This window comes from Paenibacillus kribbensis, assembly GCF_002240415.1.
GTDB lineage: Bacteria > Bacillota > Bacilli > Paenibacillales > Paenibacillaceae > Paenibacillus > Paenibacillus kribbensis.
In genome coordinates this window covers 4,175,796-4,198,134 of sequence record NZ_CP020028.1, presented here as the reverse complement: position 1 = coordinate 4,198,134, position 22,339 = coordinate 4,175,796, and the positions used below count along the sequence as shown (strand labels likewise).

The 22,339-nt window shown below is 48.3% G+C and carries 20 protein-coding genes, 1 tRNA gene and 1 riboswitch; of the genes, 17 read left to right on the top strand and 4 right to left on the bottom strand.

The genetic code is table 11. From position 1 onward, the window contains the following. Window positions 1–214 precede the first annotated feature (214 nt). Window positions 215–952, bottom strand: a complete 738-nt coding sequence (locus B4V02_RS18680; RefSeq protein ID WP_167383767.1) for an urease accessory protein UreF — start codon at window positions 950–952, stop codon at window positions 215–217. 262 nt (window positions 953–1,214) lie between these two features. On the opposite strand from B4V02_RS18680, the gene B4V02_RS18675 reads away from it, so the two are divergent. Beyond that, window positions 1,215–1,297 (top strand) — tRNA-Leu (locus tag B4V02_RS18675). Between the two features lie 92 nt (window positions 1,298–1,389). Here B4V02_RS18675 and B4V02_RS18670 read toward each other — a convergent pair. Then, window positions 1,390–1,875 (bottom strand): glutathione peroxidase, encoded by a 486-nt coding sequence (locus tag B4V02_RS18670; protein ID WP_094155919.1) that lies wholly within the window; start codon window positions 1,873–1,875, stop codon window positions 1,390–1,392. A 465-nt stretch (window positions 1,876–2,340) separates the two neighbouring features. Continuing rightward, window positions 2,341–2,513: riboswitch (cyclic di-AMP (ydaO/yuaA leader) on the top strand. Between the two features lie 115 nt (window positions 2,514–2,628). Between B4V02_RS18670 and B4V02_RS18665 the strand changes: the two genes are divergently transcribed. The 5 genes from B4V02_RS18665 (at window position 2,629) to kdpC (ending at window position 7,956) form a co-directional block, all read left to right on the top strand. Further along, window positions 2,629–3,024, top strand: a complete 396-nt coding sequence (locus B4V02_RS18665; protein WP_043890908.1) for a hypothetical protein — start codon at window positions 2,629–2,631, stop codon at window positions 3,022–3,024. Window positions 3,025–3,179: 155 nt separating this feature from the next. Next, complete coding sequence (gene kdpF / locus B4V02_RS27245; protein ID WP_007429349.1) at window positions 3,180–3,257, top strand: K(+)-transporting ATPase subunit F; 78 nt, start codon at window positions 3,180–3,182, stop codon at window positions 3,255–3,257. A 141-nt stretch (window positions 3,258–3,398) separates the two neighbouring features. Then, window positions 3,399–5,075 carry a potassium-transporting ATPase subunit KdpA gene (gene kdpA, locus B4V02_RS18655; protein ID WP_094155918.1) on the top strand — a complete coding sequence of 559 codons (1,677 nt, stop codon included), beginning with the start codon at window positions 3,399–3,401 and terminating at the stop codon, window positions 5,073–5,075. Window positions 5,076–5,128: 53 nt separating this feature from the next. Beyond that, a complete protein-coding gene (kdpB, locus tag B4V02_RS18650; protein WP_094155917.1) occupies window positions 5,129–7,174 on the top strand; it encodes a potassium-transporting ATPase subunit KdpB in 2,046 nt (681 codons plus the stop codon). A gap of 56 nt (window positions 7,175–7,230) precedes the next feature. Then, the gene (gene kdpC / locus B4V02_RS18645; RefSeq protein WP_094157036.1) at window positions 7,231–7,956 is read left to right on the top strand and encodes a potassium-transporting ATPase subunit KdpC; all 726 of its coding nucleotides are present in this window, start codon (window positions 7,231–7,233) and stop codon (window positions 7,954–7,956) included. Between the two features lie 140 nt (window positions 7,957–8,096). On the opposite strand, the gene B4V02_RS18640 is transcribed toward kdpC, so the two are convergent. Next, window positions 8,097–9,416 (bottom strand): Nramp family divalent metal transporter, encoded by a 1,320-nt coding sequence (locus B4V02_RS18640; RefSeq protein WP_094155916.1) that lies wholly within the window; start codon window positions 9,414–9,416, stop codon window positions 8,097–8,099. A 304-nt stretch (window positions 9,417–9,720) separates the two neighbouring features. Between B4V02_RS18640 and B4V02_RS18635 the strand changes: the two genes are divergently transcribed. Next, window positions 9,721–9,996 (top strand): hypothetical protein, encoded by a 276-nt coding sequence (locus B4V02_RS18635; protein ID WP_007429354.1) that lies wholly within the window; start codon window positions 9,721–9,723, stop codon window positions 9,994–9,996. Window positions 9,997–10,132: 136 nt separating this feature from the next. Continuing rightward, entirely contained in the window at window positions 10,133–10,552 is a 420-nt protein-coding gene (locus B4V02_RS18630) for a thiol-disulfide oxidoreductase DCC family protein (RefSeq protein ID WP_094155915.1), read from the top strand. 11 nt (window positions 10,553–10,563) lie between these two features. Here B4V02_RS18630 and B4V02_RS18625 read toward each other — a convergent pair whose 3' ends face one another. Continuing rightward, window positions 10,564–11,355: a DUF3153 domain-containing protein gene (locus tag B4V02_RS18625; RefSeq protein WP_094155914.1), complete on the bottom strand. Its 792-nt coding sequence runs from the start codon at window positions 11,353–11,355 to the stop codon at window positions 10,564–10,566. 236 nt (window positions 11,356–11,591) lie between these two features. Between B4V02_RS18625 and B4V02_RS18620 the strand changes: the two genes are divergently transcribed. The 9 genes from B4V02_RS18620 to B4V02_RS18575 all read left to right on the top strand — a co-directional run bounded on the left by B4V02_RS18620 (window position 11,592) and on the right by B4V02_RS18575 (window position 22,337). After that, entirely contained in the window at window positions 11,592–12,560 is a 969-nt protein-coding gene (locus B4V02_RS18620) for a metal ABC transporter solute-binding protein, Zn/Mn family (protein ID WP_094155913.1), read from the top strand. Between the two features lie 14 nt (window positions 12,561–12,574). After that, a complete protein-coding gene (locus tag B4V02_RS18615; protein ID WP_094155912.1) occupies window positions 12,575–13,339 on the top strand; it encodes a metal ABC transporter ATP-binding protein in 765 nt (254 codons plus the stop codon). A gap of 5 nt (window positions 13,340–13,344) precedes the next feature. Then, window positions 13,345–14,274, top strand: a complete 930-nt coding sequence (locus B4V02_RS18610) for a metal ABC transporter permease (RefSeq protein WP_094155911.1) — start codon at window positions 13,345–13,347, stop codon at window positions 14,272–14,274. Further along, window positions 14,271–15,158 (top strand): metal ABC transporter permease, encoded by an 888-nt coding sequence (locus B4V02_RS18605; protein WP_094155910.1) that lies wholly within the window; start codon window positions 14,271–14,273, stop codon window positions 15,156–15,158. The genes B4V02_RS18610 and B4V02_RS18605 overlap by 4 nt, the downstream gene beginning before the upstream one ends. Before the next feature lie 220 nt (window positions 15,159–15,378). Further along, complete coding sequence (locus tag B4V02_RS18600; protein WP_094155909.1) at window positions 15,379–17,730, top strand: histidine kinase; 2,352 nt, start codon at window positions 15,379–15,381, stop codon at window positions 17,728–17,730. Window positions 17,731–18,222: 492 nt separating this feature from the next. After that, window positions 18,223–19,380, top strand: coding sequence for a P-loop NTPase family protein (locus B4V02_RS18590; protein WP_094155908.1), 1,158 nt, complete (start codon window positions 18,223–18,225; stop codon window positions 19,378–19,380). A 24-nt stretch (window positions 19,381–19,404) separates the two neighbouring features. Next, window positions 19,405–20,652 carry a TadA family conjugal transfer-associated ATPase gene (locus tag B4V02_RS18585; protein ID WP_094157035.1) on the top strand — a complete coding sequence of 416 codons (1,248 nt, stop codon included), beginning with the start codon at window positions 19,405–19,407 and terminating at the stop codon, window positions 20,650–20,652. After that, window positions 20,649–21,446 (top strand): type II secretion system F family protein, encoded by a 798-nt coding sequence (locus tag B4V02_RS18580; RefSeq protein ID WP_094155907.1) that lies wholly within the window; start codon window positions 20,649–20,651, stop codon window positions 21,444–21,446. Before B4V02_RS18585 ends, B4V02_RS18580 begins: the two co-directional genes overlap by 4 nt. Before the next feature lie 12 nt (window positions 21,447–21,458). Then, window positions 21,459–22,337: a type II secretion system F family protein gene (locus B4V02_RS18575; RefSeq protein ID WP_094155906.1), complete on the top strand. Its 879-nt coding sequence runs from the start codon at window positions 21,459–21,461 to the stop codon at window positions 22,335–22,337. Window positions 22,338–22,339: the final 2 nt, after the last annotated feature.

Here is a 22,339-nt window from a genome sequence, read left to right as displayed (position 1 = left end):
TTTTACAATCGTAAATACGTTATTTCATTAAATTAATTACTTAATTAAGTGAGAAATTTGTAAAAACCTGAAGTGCTAAGTGACCTGAATCATTCATCTAGAGCCTGTTGACGGTGTGAAATTGCGGTTATGCTTGGATAAAAAAAGCACTCTGCCACTTGGGGAAAGCGGTAGGGTGCTTTTGGTGTTGCAGCCGGATCGGTGAAGTGGGGCATTAGGGGGATGCTGGAAGACGTTTGGACAGGCCGGGGGAGGGAAACAGCCTCTCTTCATCCAGTCGGCTCTTACGGCTCATATAAGGCGGTTGAGTAATGTAGGAACTGGACCAATGTCTGTAAAGCAGCTCTCGCTGAAATGCAGCTGACTCAGGCACATCGAATTTTTTCCATGTAGTGAGCAGTTCGTCGGTCATGCGCTCGATGAGAGGATTTTTTTCCTCGTAAGGTGTATTTAGCAGTTTGGAAGCATCTTCAATGCAGAAGGACACGGCTGCGGCTAGATAGCCGTGAATGGTCTGCTCCACATCATTTCCAAGGAGAAAGTTGATCCACGTATGAACGGTAGCGAGTGTGCCAATTGCGCTGTACTGAATGAGTATTGTTTCAAGCTGATCAAATTCAAGCCAAGGATACAGGGCTTTGGCAAGCTTGATCAGGCGCTGACCAGACAGGCGTGACTCTTTCGCGTGTTGCAGAGAGGAGCGTTGGGTATGCAGCATCTTATCAATAAGGGCGATACGCCAACCATCCTCCTGTTGAATGGCGACATACAGGCTTTTGATCGCCATACCGTCAAGCGTTGTGAATTGAGGATACAAGTCATTCCGCATGTAATGTTCCAGGTCTTGCATACAGGTCAAGCGTCCGTTATGGAATCGTTCCTCCAATCCATAAGAACGGGTGAAGCCGCCGACGGGTAGGGAAGGGTCCAACAATAATGCGTAATTTAGCAAGCGGTTGCCTTTGTGCAGGGTGGTTCGCCTCCTTGAATCGAAATATTGTGTTATATTATTTAACATATAAGTTGAGTTTATTTGAATACTTAAAGTATTATGTAATATATATTCACATTTATTTTGCTAAAATGTCAAATTAAATATTTTTATAGCTCTTATATGTTATTTAACATAACATAATAAATAATTATTAAATTTTGGTTTACAAATATAAGCTAAGGGAGTATAATAAATCTGTTGCCTCAAAACATTATGATTTGCGGTCGTGGTGGAATGGCAGACACGCTATCTTGAGGGGGTAGTGGGCGTACGCCCGTGGAGGTTCGAGTCCTCTCGACCGCATTATATGGAAGATACGGTTACAAATAGCAAAAATAAAAAAAGCATCCTGACACGTTTTGTGTGAAGGGATGCTTTTTTGTTTTAATCGAATCTTATTTTTCCTGCAAAAGCTTTTCAATATCTCCTGCCAGCTTATCCGGAGTTGTTTGTGGTGCATAGCGCTTAAATACGTTACCTTCGCGTGTGATTAAAAATTTCGTAAAATTCCACTTGATCGCTTTGGAGCCTAATACGCCTGGAGCTGTTTGGGTAAGGTAGCGAAATAAAGGGTGTGCCTGATCACCGTTGACATCTGTCTTGGCAAACATCGGAAAGGAAACTCCGTAGTTGATCTGGCAAAACTCCGAAATCTCCTCGCTGGAACCCGGCTCTTGCTTGGCAAATTGGTTGCTGGGAAATCCCAAAATTTCGAGCCCATGCTCATGATACTGGTCGTATAGCTCCTGTAGCGCTTTATATTGGGGAGTTAGCCCGCATTTACTGGCTGTGTTCACGATGAGCAGAACTTTCCCTTCATATATGGATAACGGGATTTCTTTTCCTTGCAGGGTTTTGGCACCATATTCATAAACGGTCATGGTATCCCTCCTAATTCGATATTCTACAATTAAATCGTAAGCAATTTTATGAAAGGTTGCAAGCCTACAATAGATGTAATGAGTTTTCTTAATACTGTAAAATCGTATTTTGTTCAAAACGGCAAATTGCGCTGCAAATGGAGCGAATTGCGGCGTTTCTCAGCGTAAAAGCAGGTTCAATCGGCGTTTATCTGGTGTATATAGCACATTTTCTTTCGCTTTTACAAAAAAAGGACAAAACTGCTCTCCTTACGCCAATATTGACATGCCTTTCATTTTCGAAAAGGTATGAAAAACCGAGATTAAAGGAGCTGGGAGAAGCATAGTCGTATTGTAAGCGTTATTATTGATCTTCTATGCTTAAAAGGACGATTTATAACCCCGTTGGTGAGCTTTACAGTGCTCCTTGCACGGGTGTATGATTCAAGACGTAATTTCAAATTAACAAGAATGAAGCAGCAACGAATTGTCTAATCGCTGAATTTTGCAGTTGCAAAAGCGGGGGAACCAATCGGGATGTATACGGCTTTGGAAGCCGTAATCTCATGGGGTGAATTTTCCGGCCAAGTGCCGGAAATAGGGCGACTCTCACGTCCAAATCCGACAGCTAACCTCGTAAGCGTACAGGGAGAGGCAACAAACCGCCGTGTGCAGCCATGGTTTATTTTATCATGGATATGTAAGAAGCCGGAGGAAAGCCTTTTTCCTTTGGCTTCTTTTTGTTGTCTTTTTATACCGGGAGAGGAGCTACTGATGGAAGGTCGGTTAATTATCGTCACTGCACCGAATGAAGCGGGCAGAAGTTTTGTGAAATTGCTTATGTTCAAAAAACTGGCGTTTGCGGTACTCACCAATAGCGCTCAGGAGGAACGACAGCTCAAAAAAATGGGTGTGGAGCACATTGTGCGCATCAATACGATGCAAGCGGGAAAATGGAATTTTCCCAAAAAAGAAATTGGTAGCGTGTATTTGTTCGAAAACAGTATGAATCTGACTTGCCGTTTCCTGCAAATATGCCGGCCACTGACATCGGATTTGATCTATGTCATCACGCACGGCTGTAATCCACAAGGAATTTATCGGGGATTAGGAGCGGATCATGTGATCTACACATTGAACGGAGAGGTGGGTTTTCTGCTGAACGGATAAGCGCTTATAACATAGTTATTGATCTGAGGACTGATACGGGAGGGCTTGAACATGATGGATATATACATGCTGCTCGTGCTGGCTGTGAGTTATGGAGCGATACTGCTATTTGTACGCTGGTGCAATGAGCAGACCTCTAAGGGAGGGCGAAGAGGATGATTGTTGTGCTTGTGCTCACGGCTATGGTGTTGGTGTATTTAATCTATGCGCTCCTGAACCCTGAAAAGTTTTAATCGCTATAAGAGGAAACGGGCAGGAACAGCAGATCCGGTATCACAGGTAGCGGGTTTGGCGCAAACGTGTGCACTCGCTTGCTGGTCTGGGTCAGGTCTGTTGTTCCACATGCGCAGGAGCATTTTAAGGAGGAATAGACGATGGAGCTGCTGCAAATTGGAATTGTGCTTGTCATATTGCTGCTCTTGGTAAAGCCAGTGGGCACCTATATGTATCATGTATTCTCAAATGAACCGAATCGGACGGATCGAATTTTCGGTGGAACGGAAAAGCTGATTTATAGGCTAGCAGGCTTGAAAAAGCTGGAGAATATGCGTTGGACTACGTATGTTATGAGCTTTCTCGCGACCAATGTCGTGCTTGTGGTCATCAGCTATGTGCTGCTGCGTTTGCAAGGAATGCTTCCCGGGAATCCGGCTGGAAACGGCAATATGGAAGCGTCATTGGCTTTTAACACGGTAATCAGCTTTATGACCAATACGAATCTCCAGCATTATAGCGGAGAAAGCGGACTTACGTATCTGACACAGATGGCGTTTGTCACGATGATGATGTTCACTTCGGCGGCTTCCGGTTTTGCTGTTGCTGCGGCTTTTATGAGAGGATTGACGCGGCGCGGTGAAGGAATGGGCAATTTTTTTCAGGATTTCATCAAGTCGATTATACGGATTTTCCTGCCGCTGGCCTTTGTGCTTACGCTGGTGCTGGTTGGATTGAAAGTACCACAGACGCTGCAGCCTACGGTGGATATTACGACGCTGAGCGGAACACAGCAGCAGATTGCTTTGGGGCCCATTGCTTCGATGGAATCTATCAAGCATCTGGGGACGAACGGGGGCGGTTATGCGGGTGCCAACTCTGCGCATCCTTTTGAGAATCCAAGTCCCTGGACGAACGTTCTGGAGATTTTAGCGATGTGGGTAATGCCGGCTTCGCTGCCGTATACCTTTGGCTTGTTTGCCCGCAATCGTAAGCAGGGCTGGATTATTTTTAGCTCGATGATGGTATTGTTCCTTATTTTTCTGTCCATTACGTACGTGTCTGAAAAGACGGGAAATCCGCTGATACAGGCGCTGGGTGTGGATGCTTCGCAGGGAAGCATGGAAGGGAAAGAGGTTCGCTTCGGCATTGGACAATCGGCATTATTCACTGCGGTGACGACAGCGGCAACGACAGGTTCGGTCAATAATATGCATGACACACTGACCCCGCTGGGTGGTATGGCGGCTTTGGGTGAAATGATGTTAAACGTCATTTTCGGCGGCAAGGGTGTCGGGCTGATGAACATGCTGATGTACGCGATTCTGGGTGTGTTTATATGCGGACTGATGGTCGGAAGAACCCCGGAATTTATGGGTAGGAAAATTGAAGGCAAGGAAATGAAGCTGATCGCGATTGCCATTCTGGTACATCCGTTTCTCATTCTGGCACCGACTGCGCTCGCTTTTATGAGTCATTGGGGGTATGATGCGGTCACAAACCCCGGATATCACGGGCTGACTCAGGTGCTCTATGAATATGCGTCATCTGCGGCAAATAACGGGTCAGGGTTTGAAGGTCTTGCAGATAACAACGTATTCTGGAACTTAACAACAGGGATGGTTATGTTCTTTGGACGATATGTATCCATGATTGCATTGCTGGCTGTAGCGGCTTCGTTGAATGCCAAAGCGCCGACACCAGTGACGACGGGCACACTGCGCACGGACAACAAGCTGTTTGGGGCCATTCTGATCGGAGTTGTTCTGTTGATTGGTGCATTGACCTTTTTGCCTGTCATCGTATTGGGGCCTGTAGCTGAATTTTTGACCATGTGATGAAGAATAAGCATGAAGAAGAAATTGAGAATGGATGAACGGGGTGCTTGATCATGAAGGAACAACGTAAACGCATGCTGGACAGAAGCATCTTGAAGCATGCGATCAGGGATAGCTTTATGAAATTAAATCCGATGCTCATGATGAAAAATCCCGTCATGTTCGTCGTGGAGATCGGCACACTGGTTGTGCTGCTGATGCTGCTGTTTCCCGGTTATTTTGGAGCTGACAAGGAAATGAGCTTTAACCTGGCTGTTTTTGTTATTCTGCTGTTCACGCTGCTCTTTGCCAATTTTGCTGAAGCGCTCGCGGAGGGGCGGGGGAAGGCGCAAGCTGCCTCTTTGAAAAAATCCAAGCAGGATACACAGGCCAACAAGCTTGTCGGAAATGACATTCAGGTGGTTAGCTCAACCGAGCTGCGTAAAGGGGATATTGTGCTGGTATCCCAGGGCGAGATGATTCCGGGGGACGGCGAGGTTATTGAAGGACTGGCTTCGGTGGATGAATCGGCGATTACAGGGGAATCAGCTCCGGTCATCAAGGAATCGGGCGGTGATTTTTGCTCGGTAACGGGCGGGACACGGGTAGTTAGTGACCGCATCAAGGTGCGGATTACGGCAGAGCCGGGCGAAACGTTTATTGATAAAATGATTTCGCTCGTGGAAGGGGCACAGCGGCAAAAAACGCCGAATGAAATTGCGTTGAACACGTTGCTGATCAGCTTGACGATTATTTTTTTGATCGTGGTGGTCACGCTGGCTCCGATCGCCCGCCATTTTAACATCGATTTGCCTGTACCAGTCTTGATTTCGCTGCTGGTTTGTCTGATTCCGACCACAATTGGAGGGCTGCTGTCGGCGATTGGGATTGCCGGTATGGACCGGGTCACCCAGTTTAACGTGCTGGCGATGTCAGGCAAGGCGGTAGAGGCATCCGGGGACATCAACACGATGATTCTCGACAAAACGGGGACCATCACCTTCGGGAACCGGATGGCGAGTGAATTTGTGCCTGTAGGGGGCGTGGAGAAGGCAGAGCTGGTAAAGTGGGCAGCGATGAGCTCAATGAAGGATGAGACGCCTGAGGGACGCTCGGTGCTGGAATTGATGCGCAAGCAGGAGTACACATCACAGGAATACACATTGGATGAATCCTTGGCGGCAGGCGGAGCCTTTATTGAGTTCAAGGCGGAAACCCGGATGAGTGGCCTGGACCTGGCCGATGGACGAAAGGTGCGCAAGGGCGCAGTGGACTCTGTTCGGCAGTGGATCATATCGCAAAACGGCAGGGTTCCAGCTGATCTGGAGGAAAAAGCGAATCAGGTGGCCTCTGAAGGAGGTACACCGCTGGCGGTTGCGCTGGATGATCGGATATACGGCATTATTTATTTGAAGGATACAGTGAAGCCGGGCATGAAGGAGCGGTTTGATCAGCTCCGGGAAATGGGTATCCGCACGATTATGTGTACCGGGGATAATCCGCTGACTGCTGCTACCATTGCACGGGAAGCAGGTGTGGACGATTTTGTAGCTGAAAGCAAGCCGGAGGATAAAATTGCGGTTATCCGCCGTGAGCAGGAACAAGGCAAGCTGGTGGCTATGACCGGCGACGGTACCAATGATGCTCCTGCGCTGGCGCAGGCGGATGTTGGTCTTGCCATGAACAGCGGCACGGTCGCGGCCAAGGAAGCCGCCAATATGGTGGATCTGGATTCCGATCCGTCCAAAATTATTGAGGTGGTCGCCATCGGCAAGCAACTGCTCATGACACGCGGCGCTTTGACAACGTTTAGCATCGCGAACGATGTTGCCAAATATTTTGCCATTATCCCGGCGATGTTCATGCTGGCTATTCCACAAATGGGCGCTTTGAACGTCATGGGGCTTGGCTCTCCGCTGTCCGCTATTTTGTCGGCGCTGATTTTTAACGCGGTTATTATTCCGCTCCTGATTCCGCTGGCCATGAAGGGCGTAAAGTATAAGCCGATGAGCTCGGACCGCCTGCTCGGACGGAATTTGCTGATTTACGGTTTGGGTGGTATGGTGGTGCCGTTTGTCGGCATCAAGGCCATTGATTTGCTGGTGCATTTATGGATTTAAGGCAGCCTGTAAAAGGATGCATTTCAGATACAATGGAAGCGGAAAGGGTGAGCAACATGAGTGGGTTTTATCGTATGTCTGGGCGCAGATTTGCTGCACACGAGAAATCCGGTTCTGCCGGACGAGACAATAACAACCCTGCAGTGACGAGGACTGGGTCGGAGGGGCAGCCGGAGAGACAGGAGATGCGGGGAAGCACGGTTACTGGAGTCGCTTTGCGAACCTCGGTGCTGATGATCCTCTTGTGTGGCTTGGCATATCCGCTCGTTAGCACAGGAGTGGCACAGGTATTGTTTCCGCAGCAAGCCAATGGCAGCATGCTGCAGAATGCGGAGGGACGGGTAGTCGGCTCTGAACTGATCGGGCAATCCTTTGCCAATCCTGCGTTTTTCCAAGGTCGGGTATCCAGTGTTGATTATAACGGGGCTGGTTCAGGATCAAGCAACTACGCGCCGTCCAATCCGGCCTTGATACAGCGAGTCAAGGATTCCATTGCCGCTTGGCAGAAACAAAATCCGGATGTGCCAGTTAGCGAGGTTCCGGTGGATCTGATTACGAACTCCGGTTCCGGTCTGGACCCGCATATCTCGCCACAAGCGGCACAGGTACAAATTCCACGTATTAGCAGCTTGACGGGAATCGCGCAGGATCAGCTGAAAGCACTGGTGGAGACGCAAACCGAAGGCCGTAGTGCCGGAGTATTCGGAGAACCGCGTGTGAACGTGCTCAAGCTGAACCTCGCGCTTGAAGCGCAAATGAAGGTAGCGCCTGCCAAGCGGTGAAACTGGCCATGCGGAATGATAGAGAGTAGAGTAAATAGGAGGAACTAAGTTTTATAGCAATTTTACAAAAAAAGGTATCCCCTGGGTGAAAGGCCCGTGGGATACCTTTTTTGTTGGTAGAAAGAATTATCGGCAGCAGCCTATCCTGAAATCGTTTGGACGATGAGTATCACATTCAAGACAATAATGATACCGGTCACGATCCAGGCTAATGCTTTTTGCCACATTTTGTTGGCAAATTCACCCATGAGCTTTTTGTCACTCGTAAAGAGCAATAGTGGGATGATGGCAAAAGGCAACTGGATGGATAGAATGACCTGACTCAGCACAAGCAGTTCTTCCGCTCCTTTTTCACCGGCGATAGCAGTGACGATTACCGCTGGAATGATTGCGATGAGTCGCGTTACCAGACGACGCAGCCAAGGGGGAAGACGAAGGTTGAGAAAGCCCTCCATGACGATTTGTCCAGCTAACGTACCAGTAACGGTCGAATTCTGACCGGAGGCGAGCAATGCCACCCCGAATAGAATGCTTGCGAGTGTGGTTCCCAGCAAAGGCGATAGCAGATAGTAGGCGTCGCTAATTTCGGCTACATCTGTTTTTCCGGCAGTATTGAACACCGCTGCTGCCACGATCAAAATGGCGGCATTAATAAATAGGGCGAACATAAGCGCGATACTGGAATCCCAGGTTGCAAATTTAATAGCTTCGCGTTTACCTGCTGAAGTCTGCTCAAATTTGCGAGTTTGTACAATGGATGAATGCAGATACAGGTTGTGAGGCATCACGGTAGCGCCCATAATACCGATCGCAATATACAGCATGCTTGGGTTGGTCAAAATTTGTGAATCTGGCACAAATCCGCCTAACATGCCGCCCCATGATGGCTGTGCCAAAATGAGATTGATGCCAAAGCACCCGGCAATCGTCGCCATTAGCACAATGACCAATGTTTCCAAAGCCCGAAAACCTTTGTTTTGCAGCAATAAAATGAGCATGACATCAAATGCGGTAATGATAACGCCATATAGTAGCGGTAAACCGAACAGCAGCTTCAGTGCAATGGCTGAGCCGATGACCTCGGCCAAATCCATAGCTGCAATGGCAATTTCGCATAAAAGCCACAAGCCGATTGCGACGGGACGACTATAGGCATCGCGGCACATTTGTGCCAAATCTTTACCAGTGGCAATGCCAAGCTTGCCGGATAAGGCTTGCAGCAGAATAGCCATCAGGTTGGAGACCAGAATGACACTAAGCAGCGTGTAGCCGAATTTTGCTCCGCCTGCGATGTCTGTAGCCCAATTGCCGGGGTCCATATAGCCGACAGCGACCATATAGCCAGGTCCGGCAAAGGCGAGAAACTTTCGAAACCACGTGCCGTCCTTAGGGACGCTCAAGGAGCGATTCACTTCCGACAGTGAAGCGATTTCCGCCAAGTTGCCCTTTATATTTTTCATACGCTCCACCTTCTTTATTCATGATGAAATCTAGTATTAGTGACATAACGATTGTACTATCCCTATTGTACACCTACAATAGTTTTTGTCTAGTGCAACTTTTATGTGGTCAAGCAAATTAATAGTATTTTTTAATGATTCATTTTGTGTGGTTCGTTTAAAGTACATACGAGAAGGAAATCATGAATGTATTAACATGACAGTAGATCCCCGACCATTTGACATCATCGCCAAAATTCATTAAGATGGCTTAGGTGATTCTGGTCACCAGGTACGAAACAAATTTGAAAATACGGGTGATATGATGTCTTACAGACCGAATATTGTTAATTTCACGCTGGCTGGCAGCAATGAAAAAGAAGGGCTTTATGAGTTTAAAATGAGTTTGGCCGATGGTACGGAGTGCCGTGTTTTTTCTCAACGTAATCCGGAGTGGACTTTGACGAATATTAGTCGACTGCTAACGACACCTTGCCCGGTATGCCATAAGGATTTTATCTGCAAGTGTATGGATCAGTTTCATGAAGAGATTATAGGACAAATTAATGCCAAACAACTGTTCGAGAAAGCATTGAGCTAGTTTCCGAACTGGTACAAGTCGATACATTTCTAAACAAGCGTCGGATGATTTCGGCGTTTTTTTGTTATATGTATTTTTGTTATATGCATAAAGTTGATTGCATTTAAGCTGTTGATTCCTTGGAGGTGAAAGTATTATGAAGCAGTCTGATCATTTGGAGCATTCAATTGTGTTGGTCGATGGGGTATGCCATTTTTGTCAGGGGGCGGCCCGCTTCATTATCAAGCGTGACCCTGAGGGAGTATTCCATTTTGGTTCCCTGCAATCCGAGGAAGGACAAAGGCTTTTGCGTGCAGGAGGACTATCTGCAGATCATCTGGATACGTTTGTATTGATTGAAGACGGTGTGTATTATACAAGGTCAAACGCGGCTTTGCGGATTGCCAGACATCTTCGTTTTCCATACCCGCTGGCCTATGCTTTCATTCTGATTCCCCGCTTTATGCGAGATGCTGTGTACAACGTGGTAGCACGTAACCGATACCGTTGGTTTGGCAAGGATGAAGAGGATCAGTGCCAGATCCCCCCACCAGAGATTCGGGAACGATTTTTTTAGGTATTCAGAATTTAAGATTCAGAGGGATCAGTTTTCCTTTTGGAGCGATGACCACGAATCAGCCATATCACAATCGCCACAATCAGTATCAAGCCGGCAATAGCTACATACACGATATGTCGTAGATTCGGTACATTGATGGATAATTTTAGCTCATTAGATTCCAATGGGGCAATATTCCAACGCAGTGTTTTTCCGTCTTCCGATACACTGTCCGCATTGCTGGCAGCGGGTCGGATCGGCAAGGACAGGCTAAAGTTAAGATCAAGCTGCCGCTCCAGTAATTTGCGCGCGAACACATTCATTTGCTGTAATTTGTCACTCAGTCCCTTAGCTTCGTCAGGAAGCATTCGTGGCAGATCAAGCTTCATCGTAAGATCATAATTTGTTGTGAAAAAATGTGGTGTTACCATGCGTTTTATTTCTAATCCCTCGGGCAGATTGACTTCCTGATTGGGATTTTTTTCGTTTGTGCTCCAATCTCCTTGATAATGCCCCTTGAATTGATAGCCCTTTCTCCCCTGTTCAGCTAGCGGCTGAACATCCACATTGTTGCTTTGAAAACGCTTGGCTAATCGATCCAGCAGTCCGGGATTGTCCAGCATCACCAGCGTCTGATTGTTCACACTGAACGATGCATCCATATCTACACTCTGATCGAGATGAACATCTACATGGATATCCCCCCGAGCACATGAGGTAAGGATAGCCAGACAGCACAGCAGCGCAAAAACGCGCAGTATTTGCCGAGTTCGATGTTGCTGACGTCTGTCCTGATCAGAGCTGTGTTCTGTTTGCTTCATGATTTACACCTTCTTTATATACGTTCTTTACTTTAACAAATGGATGTCTTCTATATATTACACATTCAGAGAGCCAAAATCGAACGATAAGACAGAAGAAATAAGATTTATATTCTAAAAATGTTTCCCAAGGTAAAAACTTTAGTGTATACTCTAAAAAATAGTTCTCATAAAAAATAATTGTCTCCAGGAAATAGTTTGTCCCAAATACGAATAGTCGAAGGAGGTTTTAAAGTATGAACAAGCAGTTTAAGAAGGATTTGCCGCGATGGGTAACGACGGTTGGAGTATTGTCACTAGTTTTGGTTCTCGCAACTGCATGTACTCAGGAGCAGAAGGAGCAGGGTACGGCGGTAGAGGCGGGACAAAAAATAAAGGCCACAACGACCATCGGCATGATTTCGGATATTGTCGGCAAGGTCGGTGGTGATCATGTGGAGGTTACGGGCATTATGAAATCAGGTGTTGACCCGCATTTGTACAAGGCTTCTCAGGGAGATATGCGCAAGCTGGATCAGGCTGACATTATTTTTTATAACGGGTTGCATTTGGAAGGAAAAATGCAGGACATTCTGGAGAAAATCGGCAAGCAAAAGCCCGTCATACCTGTCTCCAAAAACATCGCTCAGGATCAGCTGCGTGCAGGGAGCCCGGAAATGGGGTCCGAGCATGATCCGCATATCTGGTTTAACGTGCAAAACTGGATGTCTGCGGTAGAAACCATCAGAGACGAATTGTCGGCGCTTGATGCTGCGCATGCAGAGGATTATAAGGCTAACGCAGAAGCTTATCTGGCTGAGCTGCGCAAGCTGGACGATTACACGAGGGAGCAGATTGCCAGCATACCGGAAGCCCAGCGCGTGCTTGTCACGGCACATGATGCCTTCGGCTATTTCGGAGATGCTTACAATATTCAAGTGAAAGGACTTCAAGGTATGAGTACAGAATCAGAAGCTGGCTCCCAAGATGTGACCAGGCTGCGAGATTATCTGGTGGAAAATAAAATCAAAGCCGTATTTGTAGAAACCAGCGTTCCGAGGAAGGCCATAGATGCGGTAATTCAGGGGGCCGCTCAGCAAGGTCATACGATAAGGATTGGCGGCGAGCTGTATTCAGATGCCATGGGCAAAGAAGGCACAGAAGAAGGCACATACATTGGAATGGTCAAGCATAACGTCAATACGATGGTTAAAGCGCTCAAATAAAGGAGGCAAGACATATGGGGCATTCACCGCTTGTGGTTCGTGATTTATCTGTAGCCTATCAAAAAAAGCCCGTTCTGTTCGATGTTTCCTTCGAGGTACCGGAAGGCAAGCTAATTGGTATTATTGGCCCGAACGGGGCTGGTAAATCTACACTGATTAAGGCAGCGCTTGGACTGATTCCAAGGCTCAAAGGCGAGGTACTGGTCTACGGCAAGCCCTACAAGCAGCAGCTGCTCAAGGTTGGTTATGTACCGCAGCGAGAATCGGTGGATTGGGATTTTCCAACGAACGCGCTGGATGTGGTTATGATGGGACGGTATGGCAGACTAGGCTGGTTTAAACGACCGGGAGCGGCAGATCGTCAGGCAGCGATGGAGTGTCTGGACAAGGTAGGTATGAGCAAATTTGCAGACAGGCAGATTAGTCAGCTGTCAGGCGGGCAGCAGCAGCGTGTATTTTTGGCCAGAGCACTCGCACAGGACGCTCAGCTTTATTTTATGGATGAACCGTTTGTTGGTGTGGACGCTGCGACCGAGAAAGCGATTATATCATTGCTCAACGATCTGAAACGGCAGGGGAAAACCGTACTTGTCGTTCATCATGATTTGTCTACGGTGACAGATTATTTTGACCAGGTCACGCTGTTGAACGGCCGTCTGATGGCGTTTGGAGAGACGTCAGAGATTTTTACCGAGGAAAATCTGCAGCGTACGTATGGCGGACGTCTAAGTATACTCAAAACAGGCCCGGATTCCGGCACCATACTCGGAGTGAGGTGAGGAGGATGACAAGTTTGGCTACGCTTTTGGCCGATCCGAATATGCAGTGGATTTTGCTGGGCTGCATTTTGCTTGGTTTAAGCAGCGGCGTGATTGGCAGCTTTATGTATTTGCGCAAGCAGTCGCTTATGGGAGATGCCTTGGCACATGCAGCTTTGCCCGGGGTATGCGTGGCGTTTATGATTACGGGTACGAAATCCGTGTTTGGATTTATGATTGGGGCTGCCATTGCAGGCATTGCTGCGACCTTTGCCATTAGTGTGCTAATCCGGTATTCGCGAATCAAAAGCGATTCGGCGATTGCGGCGGTGCTGTCTGTATTTTTTGGTTTCGGCATTATGCTGTTGACCGAAATCCAGCATAGTGGTGCGGGAAACCAAAGCGGATTGGACAAATTTTTATTTGGTCAGGCTGCGGCCATGGTATTGTCTGATGTTTATACGATGGCAGCAATTTCGGTGGTACTGATCGGGGTATGCCTATTGTTCTTCAAGGAATTTAAGCTGCTAAGCTTTGATCCCGGCTTTGCTCGCGGACTTGGTTTTCCAGCAGGGCTGCTGGATAAGCTGTTGATGCTGCTGATTGTCATTGCGGTGGTTGCCGGCATTCAGGCCGTGGGTGTCATTATGATGGCGGCCCTGCTGATTACTCCGGCGGTGTCAGCCAGATACTGGACAGAGAAGCTGGGGGTCATGGTGTGCCTATCAGGCCTGTTTGGCGCTATAGCGGGTCTTGGCGGGACACTTCTTAGCTCTCTGGGACAAAATCTCCCTACAGGACCGTTGTGCGTTCTGTGTGCGACGGTGGTGTTTGGTGTGAGCCTGATTTTTGCGCCGCAGCGTGGAATGATTTCCAAGGCTATCGTTCGGTGGAATGTCAGAAATAATCTGGAGCAGGCAGTCGGTACGCCGCCGGGAAAGGAGCGTGCCCTATGAGTTCATTATATGTGATCTTGACGGGAATGTTAGTGGCAGGAGGATGTAGCATTGTCGGCTGCTTTCTCGTGCTTCGAAAAATGGCTATGATCGGTGACGCGATCAGCCATGCGGTGCTGCCGGGGATTGTTATTGCTTTTTTAATCAGCGGGTCCAGGGATTCGGTATGGATGATGTTTGGTGCGGCCGTGCTGGGTCTTCTAACGGTGTATCTGATTCAGCTGTTCCAGCAAAGCGGTCTGCAAAGTGATGCCGCCATCGGTGTAGTGTTCACGACACTGTTTGCCATCGGTGTCCTGCTGGTCAGCGTGTTTGCTTCCAATGTCCATCTGGATATGGATCACGTGCTGTATGGGGAGATTGCATATGTGCCGTGGAATACGCTAGAGATTGCTGGCATTGATGTTGGTCCGAGGGCTGTATGGATTACGGGCGCGATGTTTTTAATCAACTTGCTTGTGGTATGGGGCTTTTTCAAGCAATTTAAAATCACTTCCTTTGATCCCGCATTGGCAGCTTCATTGGGCATTCCGGTTGTTTTTTTTCATTATCTGCTGATGAGTCTCGTATCGCTTACAACGGTGGCGTCATTTGAGAGCGTGGGGGCCATTCTGGTGGTTGGAATGCTTGTTGTACCGCCACTTACGGCTTACCTGCTGACGGAGAAATTGTCCCGCATGATCGTGTATAGCGTCGGATTTGGAGCTATCAGTTCGGTTGCAGGCTTCTACACGGCAAGTATGCTGGATGCCTCTATTGCGGCATGTATGCTGTGTGTATCGGGAGTGCTGCTGCTTGTAGCTTTTCTCTTTTCTCCAACCCATGGTGTGGTTTGGCAAAAATGGCTTCAGCAGCGGGGGATGGTTGGCGAGGATAGCAAGTGATGCGATTCGCGGGAAGCATGATATACAAGTTTACCGAAAAAGCGTGCAAATGGGCAGAAAATGCCCGAATCCACGCTTTTTTGCGTGTATACTGCCTTGTGCAGATTTTTTCAGGGAAAGCCGTGGGACTCGTCTTGAATTGTCTGGAACACGGGAGTACATTCATTACAGCCAGACAAGAACGGACACTGAGCTGTCGCGTTGCGGGGAGGAACAAAAGATGGAGAGCTTCAAACGCAAATCACCCGAGGAAATACTGGAGTCCATTAACAAACTGCACCGGGGCAGACTCAAAATTTATATCGGTGCAGTCAGCGGTTCGGGCAAAACGTATCATATGCTCCAGGAAGGACAATCACTTCAGCATGAAGGGATTGATGTTGTGATTTGCGCGGTCTCGACCATGCAGCGGCGTGAAACCGTGGAGCAGGTCGGCACGCTGGAGCGAGTGCCCAGTATTCATTGGATGCAGGACGGTGTGGAGCAAAAAGATTTGAATGTGGAAGCTCTGGTGGAACGCAATCCCGAGGTGGTGCTGGTAGATCATTTGGCACATCGTAACCGGGTAGGTGCCCGATTTCCAAGCCGGCTGGAGGATATTCAATATTTGCTGGAGCTGGGGATTAGCGTCATTACGACAGTCAATGTCTATGAACTTGAAGGGATTACGGAGTGGGTTTATCAGCTGACAGGAATTGAATCGGCATCCACGGTCCCGGTCGATACGCTGGAGCTGGCGGATGAAATCCGTCTGATTGATGTTACACCGGAGACGGTTTTGGAACGGCTGGCGAAAGGCTACATGCATGCACCCAATCCTGAAATGTTCCACCGGGGAAATCTGGGTAAGCTGCGCGAGCTGGCTCTGCGATTAGTGGCAGAGGATGTGAACGATTCGCTGGAACGGCATCGGGAGGAATTAGGCTTGCACGGGGCGTCAGGGGTGGCCGAGCGTATTTTGGTGCCTGTCCAATATCATTGGAACGGGTCTATTTATGTTCGCAGAGGAGAGCAGGTCGCCAAGCGGTTGGGTGGAGATATGCTGGTGGTCTCCTTTGTCAGCCCGAAGCACAAGCTGTCCAAGGAATCAGCGGCCTTTAAGCGCTCCATTGTGCAGCTGACTGACAAGATAGGATCGGCATTTGAAGAGATCCCGCTTTTTTCCCGCAGAAGGTTGCCTCGTCAGCTTATTCATTATGCGGTGGCGCATAATGTTACCCGGATCGTTATGGGACATTCTCGGCAGACCCGATGGCAGGAGCTGGTTAGGGGATCGCTGGTGAACGGAATTTTAAAACGGATGAAAAACATGGACCTGCTGTTGATAGCGGATCGAGCCGAGCAGGAAGGTGAACGGATTTTGCCAACGATGAGACAGGAGGAAGGAGATAATGATCCCTATCATCGCTTGAGCGATGAGGAGGCACAGGCTGAGGCAGCCAAAATTCGGCGCGGCAAGCTCAAGGTATACATTGGCGCTGCACCAGGGGTCGGCAAAACATACACGATGCTGAGAGAGGGCAATGATTTGCTGGAGAGCGGAATTGATGTTGTGATCGGCTTGCTGGAGACGCATGGAAGAGCGGAAACTTTGGCACAAGTGGGCTCTCTGGATATGATTTCCCGTCAGCCCATTGAGCGTCATGGTGTACATTTGGAAGAAATGGATACCGAATCCATTCTCAGACGCAATCCTGAGGTAGTGTTGATCGACGAGCTGGCGCATACCAACGTTCCCGGCAGTCAGAGATCCAAGCGCTATGAGGATGTACTGACTATTTTGGATCAAGGTATCTCTGTCATATCCACAATGAATGTACAGCACCTGGAGAGCTTGAATGACGCGGTAGAACAAATTACCGGCATTCGGGTGAGAGAGACTGTTCCCGATCATATGATGCGTCTGGCCGATGAGGTACAGCTTGTGGATGTGGCCCCCAAATCGTTGCAGCAGCGTATGCGTGATGGCAAAATATACGATCCTGCCAAGGTGGAACAGGCGCTTAGCCACTTTTTTAAATTAGGTAATCTGATTGCGCTGCGTGAGCTGGCTCTGCGGGAATTGGCAGATGATGTGGATGAGCGGCTGGAATCGTGGGATCGTCATGGATCGCTTCGGGGACCGTGGCGCAGGAAGGAAGTGATCTTCGTAGGCGTCACGCTAAGCGAAAATGCTGAAAGGCTGATTCGCCGTGGTTTTCGTATTTCTTTTCGTCTGAAGGCCGTGTGGATTGTGACTTACGTTCATGTTGGTGAGCGTATGCCCGAGAGGCTGAGCCCTCGTCTGGAACAGTTAAAAATGTTGACCCACCGATTGGGAGGAACCTTTGAAATTCGCTTTGTTTCCAGCCAGCGGGAGATTGCCGACATTTTGATTTCTCCGGTGGAAGGATATACGGGTACGCAGTTAATCGTGGGGCAATCGCCCCGAAATAAACGTTGGGGAAAGTTTGCGGTCGTCCCGAGAATTCTCCGTCAAGCGCGTCATATGGATGTTCTAATCGTGGCGGACTATGACCCGAATATCAAGCTGGAGGAAAACGATCAGATCACCCAATTCATTCGTAAATAGTCATATGTTAGTTTCCGGTTGTTCAATGCTTCCATAGTATATTCTATCTCAAAGAAATGGAGGCGAATTAAAAATGTTTAGACATTGTCATGTTCGTAAGCCAAGAAAACACGTTACTAAGAAGATTATTAAGGTGACTATCATTAAGTTTAAACCTAGAAAACATCATCGGTTTCATGAAGACTTTTTTGTGAAAAAACATCATCATCATCGGAAACATCGTCATCATCGTCATCATGAATGTCATCGTCATCACCACAAATTCTGGTAAGATAAAGGTAGCGGGAGGCGGGGATTATATCCCTGCCTTTTGCTCCTAATAGAATATGGAATCATATTTGCATAAAAAATACTTGCTCTAAAATAAGTGCTATGCTATTCTACCAATAAATAGTTTGCACGTGACGGAAGCACCGTTCACCAACCGTATGTATGTACGGCTTGATGAACGGTGCTTTTTTGCGTTGTTGTGTTGGAAAGGGGATGGGGATCATGATTCCGGTAAAAGTGGTATTGGCTGTAGCAGGCCGGGAATATATTGAGCCGCTGCTGAATTATGTACACGGAAGCGAGTACGCCAGAAGGCTGAGGATAACGGCATTTTCGCAGCCGGAAGCATTTCGTCAATACATGATGGAAACGAACGGGATGAAAAGACCGGATATTGTGGTGGGTGAAGCGGCTTTTTTGAGTCTGTGGACAGATCGGGAAGCTGCCGATATTCCTTGCTTGGCATTACATGAGGGTGAAGAAGTAAGCCAATACGGACAACCGTTATTGAAATACCAGCCTTTATCCGAGCTGGTAGGTTCTATTTTGGAAATGGCAAGACAGCGGTCGGGCAGTCGACAAAGTGTAAACAGTCGGGAAGGCGGAATCATTGTCGGCATGATGGCGGCTTCCGGCGGGTTGGGCAAGACAACAGCTGCGCTCAATATGTCCAAGCAGTTGGGGAATGAGGGGTATTCCGTATTTTATTTGAATCTGGAAACGGTGGATTCAAGCTCGTTGTTCACGGGTTCAGGCAGTTCTAACAGCACAGAAGGAGGAGGGCTGTCCAGGCTGCTATATGACCTCAAGGCGACGGAGAGTGACGGCATTCCCTTTTCCGTAGCTTCCTATTGTGTGCATCGCCCTGAAATTCAGGCCGATACTTTTCAGCCTGTCTATAATCGCAAGGAGCTAATAGATATGACCTGTGGTGAAGCAGTGCAGCTAATTCGGACGATTGCCGAGAGCGGACAGTATGATGTAGTGATCGTAGATAGCGAATCCGAAAATGGTGACCGGGCTCAAGCTGTGCTAGAAGCTAGTCATAAGTTGATCTGGCTGCTGGCTGACGATTTAATGAGCATGCATAAATGCGGCCTGTGGCTGGATGTTCTGGAGTTAACACAGCCCGAAGGGTTTGAAGCCATGCTGTCCAAAACGAACTTTGTGGTGAACCGTTATATGGGAACGATGATTAACTCGTTACCTCGAGACTTCATGGACCTGAACGGAGCACTGCCGTATATTCCTTCATGGAAACAGATGCAGCATCGTGAATTGCTGCTTAGTTCACCGATTTATCAGCGGGAAATCCGCCATCTGTGTCGCAAGCTGCTGAATGTGGAGAGTGCAGCACAGTCGCCTGCCGCTTGGTCTTAAAAGGGGGGAAAGGGGCTGATGAGCATAAATGAGAAGCATTTTAAGGCACTGCGAGCGGATATCCGAAGCGGGCTGGATGTGACGTCTTCGGTAGACGATGCGGATTTGGTCCGGCATATTGAAAATCGAATTTTATACGATACAGAGCTGACAGGCTTAACTTCCCGAGAGAAGCATGCACTTGTCCGTAAAATTTTTCATTCGTTCCGTGGGCTGGATGTGCTCCAGCCATTGATCGATGACCCGACAGTTACGGAAATTATGATCAACAGTCACCGGGAAATTTTTGTGGAGCGGGCAGGTGAGGTGATTCAGGTGCCCGATCAATTTGAGTCCCGAGAGCGACTGGAGGATCTGATCCAGACAATTGTAGCCGGGGTGAACCGAATTGTGAATGAGGCTTCGCCGATTGTGGATGCCCGTCTAAAGGATGGATCACGCGTCAATATTGTGCTGCCGCCAGTCGCCCTCAAGGGGCCAACAATGACAATACGGAAGTTTCCCGAACGGCCCATGACGATGGAGGACTTGATACGAAGAGGCGCGTTGGATGAGGAAGCCGCCGCGATGCTCAAGGACCTGGTACGCAGCAAATACAATATTTTTATAAGCGGAGGAACGGGTTCCGGGAAAACAACCTTTTTGAATGCGTTATCCCAGTGTATCCCACCGTCCGAACGGATTATTACGATTGAAGACTCGGCAGAGCTGCAAATTGTGACCGTCCCTAACCTCGTTTCTATGGAAACACGGAACGCGAACACCGAGGGCAAGGGGGAAATTACGATTCGTGAGCTGATTCGTTCCTCCTTGCGTATGCGACCCAACCGGATTGTAGTAGGTGAGGTCAGGGGGAGTGAGGCGTTGGATATGCTGCAAGCGATGAACACGGGACACGATGGAAGCTTGTCCACCGGCCACGCGAATAATATCCGTGACATGGTCAGCAGACTGGAGACGATGGTGCTCGGCGGGGCCGATCTTCCGCTGGGTGTAGTCCGGCAGCAGATCAGTTCGGCTATTGATATATTCGTGCATCTGTCACGGCTGCGTGACAAATCCAGACGGGTACTGGAAATTAGCGAAGTCATTGGCTTTGAAAATGGTCAGGTGACGCTTAATCCGCTCTATCGTTTTCAGGAACGCGGAGAAAGTAACGGGAGAATCATAGGGGCGCTGGAACGCTGTGGTGAAGGTCTGCATCATACGTTAAAGCTGCAAATGGCCGGAATAAAGCCGGAAAGCTGGCACAGGGGGGAAGCATCGGTATGAAGACAGGAAAAGTGGCTGTGAAGCCGGAGCAAGCATCCCGTCAGGCCCCTTCTCTGCCTGATTATACGGTATATACATTAACGACAACGCAAAAAAGTATGTGCATTCTCTTCAGTGGTGTGCTATTTGCAATGATCGGCTATCTATTTTATCACCAATGGATTTTATCGTTGCTGTGTGCTGCCGGAGCTCTGGCAATGCCTCGTTATTACAGGCAATTTTTGCTGCAACGACGCAGGTCTGCTCTGAGCATCCAATTCAAACAGGCTTTATATTCACTCTCGTCTTCTCTTTCGGCGGGGAGGTCGGTAGAGAATGGTTTTCGCGAGGCTGTGGAGGATTTGCGTTTGCTTAGTCCGGATGGAGATCATGATCTGATTTTTGAATTTAACATTATTACAGCCTGTCTCGAAATCGGACAGCCCGTGGAGACCGCTTTGCAGGATTTGGCCCGTCGGGCTCAGATGGAGGATATTACGAATTTTGCAGATGTATTTGCGGCCTGCAAGCGAACCGGAGGTGATCTGGTGGAGGTCGTACGAAGAACTTCAAGTGTCATAGGGGAGAAGCTGGAAATTCAACAAGAAATCAGTGTGATGATTGCGCAAAAACGTTTTGAATCAAGAGTTATGTTTGCTGCTCCTTTTTTGTTTGTACTGTTTATGACAATGACTGCAGGAGACTACATGATGCCTTTATACAGCGGTACAGGGATGATTCTGTCCACCCTTTGTCTACTGGTGCTTGGAGGCTGTCTCGCGTGGATCAACCACATTATGAAGATTGAAGTATAAGGAGTGCTAGATATGGTGATGTTGGTTTGTCTGGTCATGCTGGTTCTGCAAGTGGGCGGTTGGGTGGTGCTGAACCGGATGCATGATGCTCAGTATGCACATTTTCGCTGTATGAAGCTGGAAGGACTGCGGCTGCATAGACTTTCGGTTCCTTTTGTACACCTAATTCATGTTTCGCGTGTCACTCATAGGCTGCCTGTGCTGATGTTCAAGCTCCAGCGTTCGGTGCAAAAGCTGTATGGTATGCAGAACAGCGGAGAAAAAACGATACTTTTTCTGGCAGAAATGCTCTGCTACGGATATATGATGGTTGCTGGTGGAGCTTTAATATCGCTGATCATGGGCGGAGATGCAACCGGGCTGGTGCTTGGTTTGGGACTGGGTGTTCTGGTTCCAGTCGCGCTGACCAAGGATTTGCATGGGAAAGTACAGCAACGGGATCAGCAAATTCTATTGGAATTGCCTGAACTGTTGAGTAAAATGATGCTTTTGGTTGGTGCAGGCGAGACGGTACAACGGGCATTGCTTCATTGTGTGGAGCGCAAAGGGGCCGATACGGTACATCCGTTGTATCGGGAATTGCGGCAGACCGTGGGGGAATGGGAAAGCGGATATTCCTTTCAACAGGCATTTGAGCATTTAAGCAAACGCTGCGGTATTCAGGAAGTGACGGTATTTACGACAACGGTATTGCTGAATATGAGACGTGGCGGGAGCGATTTCGTGATGGCGTTACGTGAGCTGTCCCAGACGTTATGGGGCAAGCGGACTTCGATTAGCCGGACAAGAGGAGAGCAGGCTTCATCTAAGCTGGTATTTCCGATGGCGCTGATTTTGCTGACGGTTATCGTGCTGGTGGGTGCTCCTGCTTTAATGATGATGAATATGTAGGA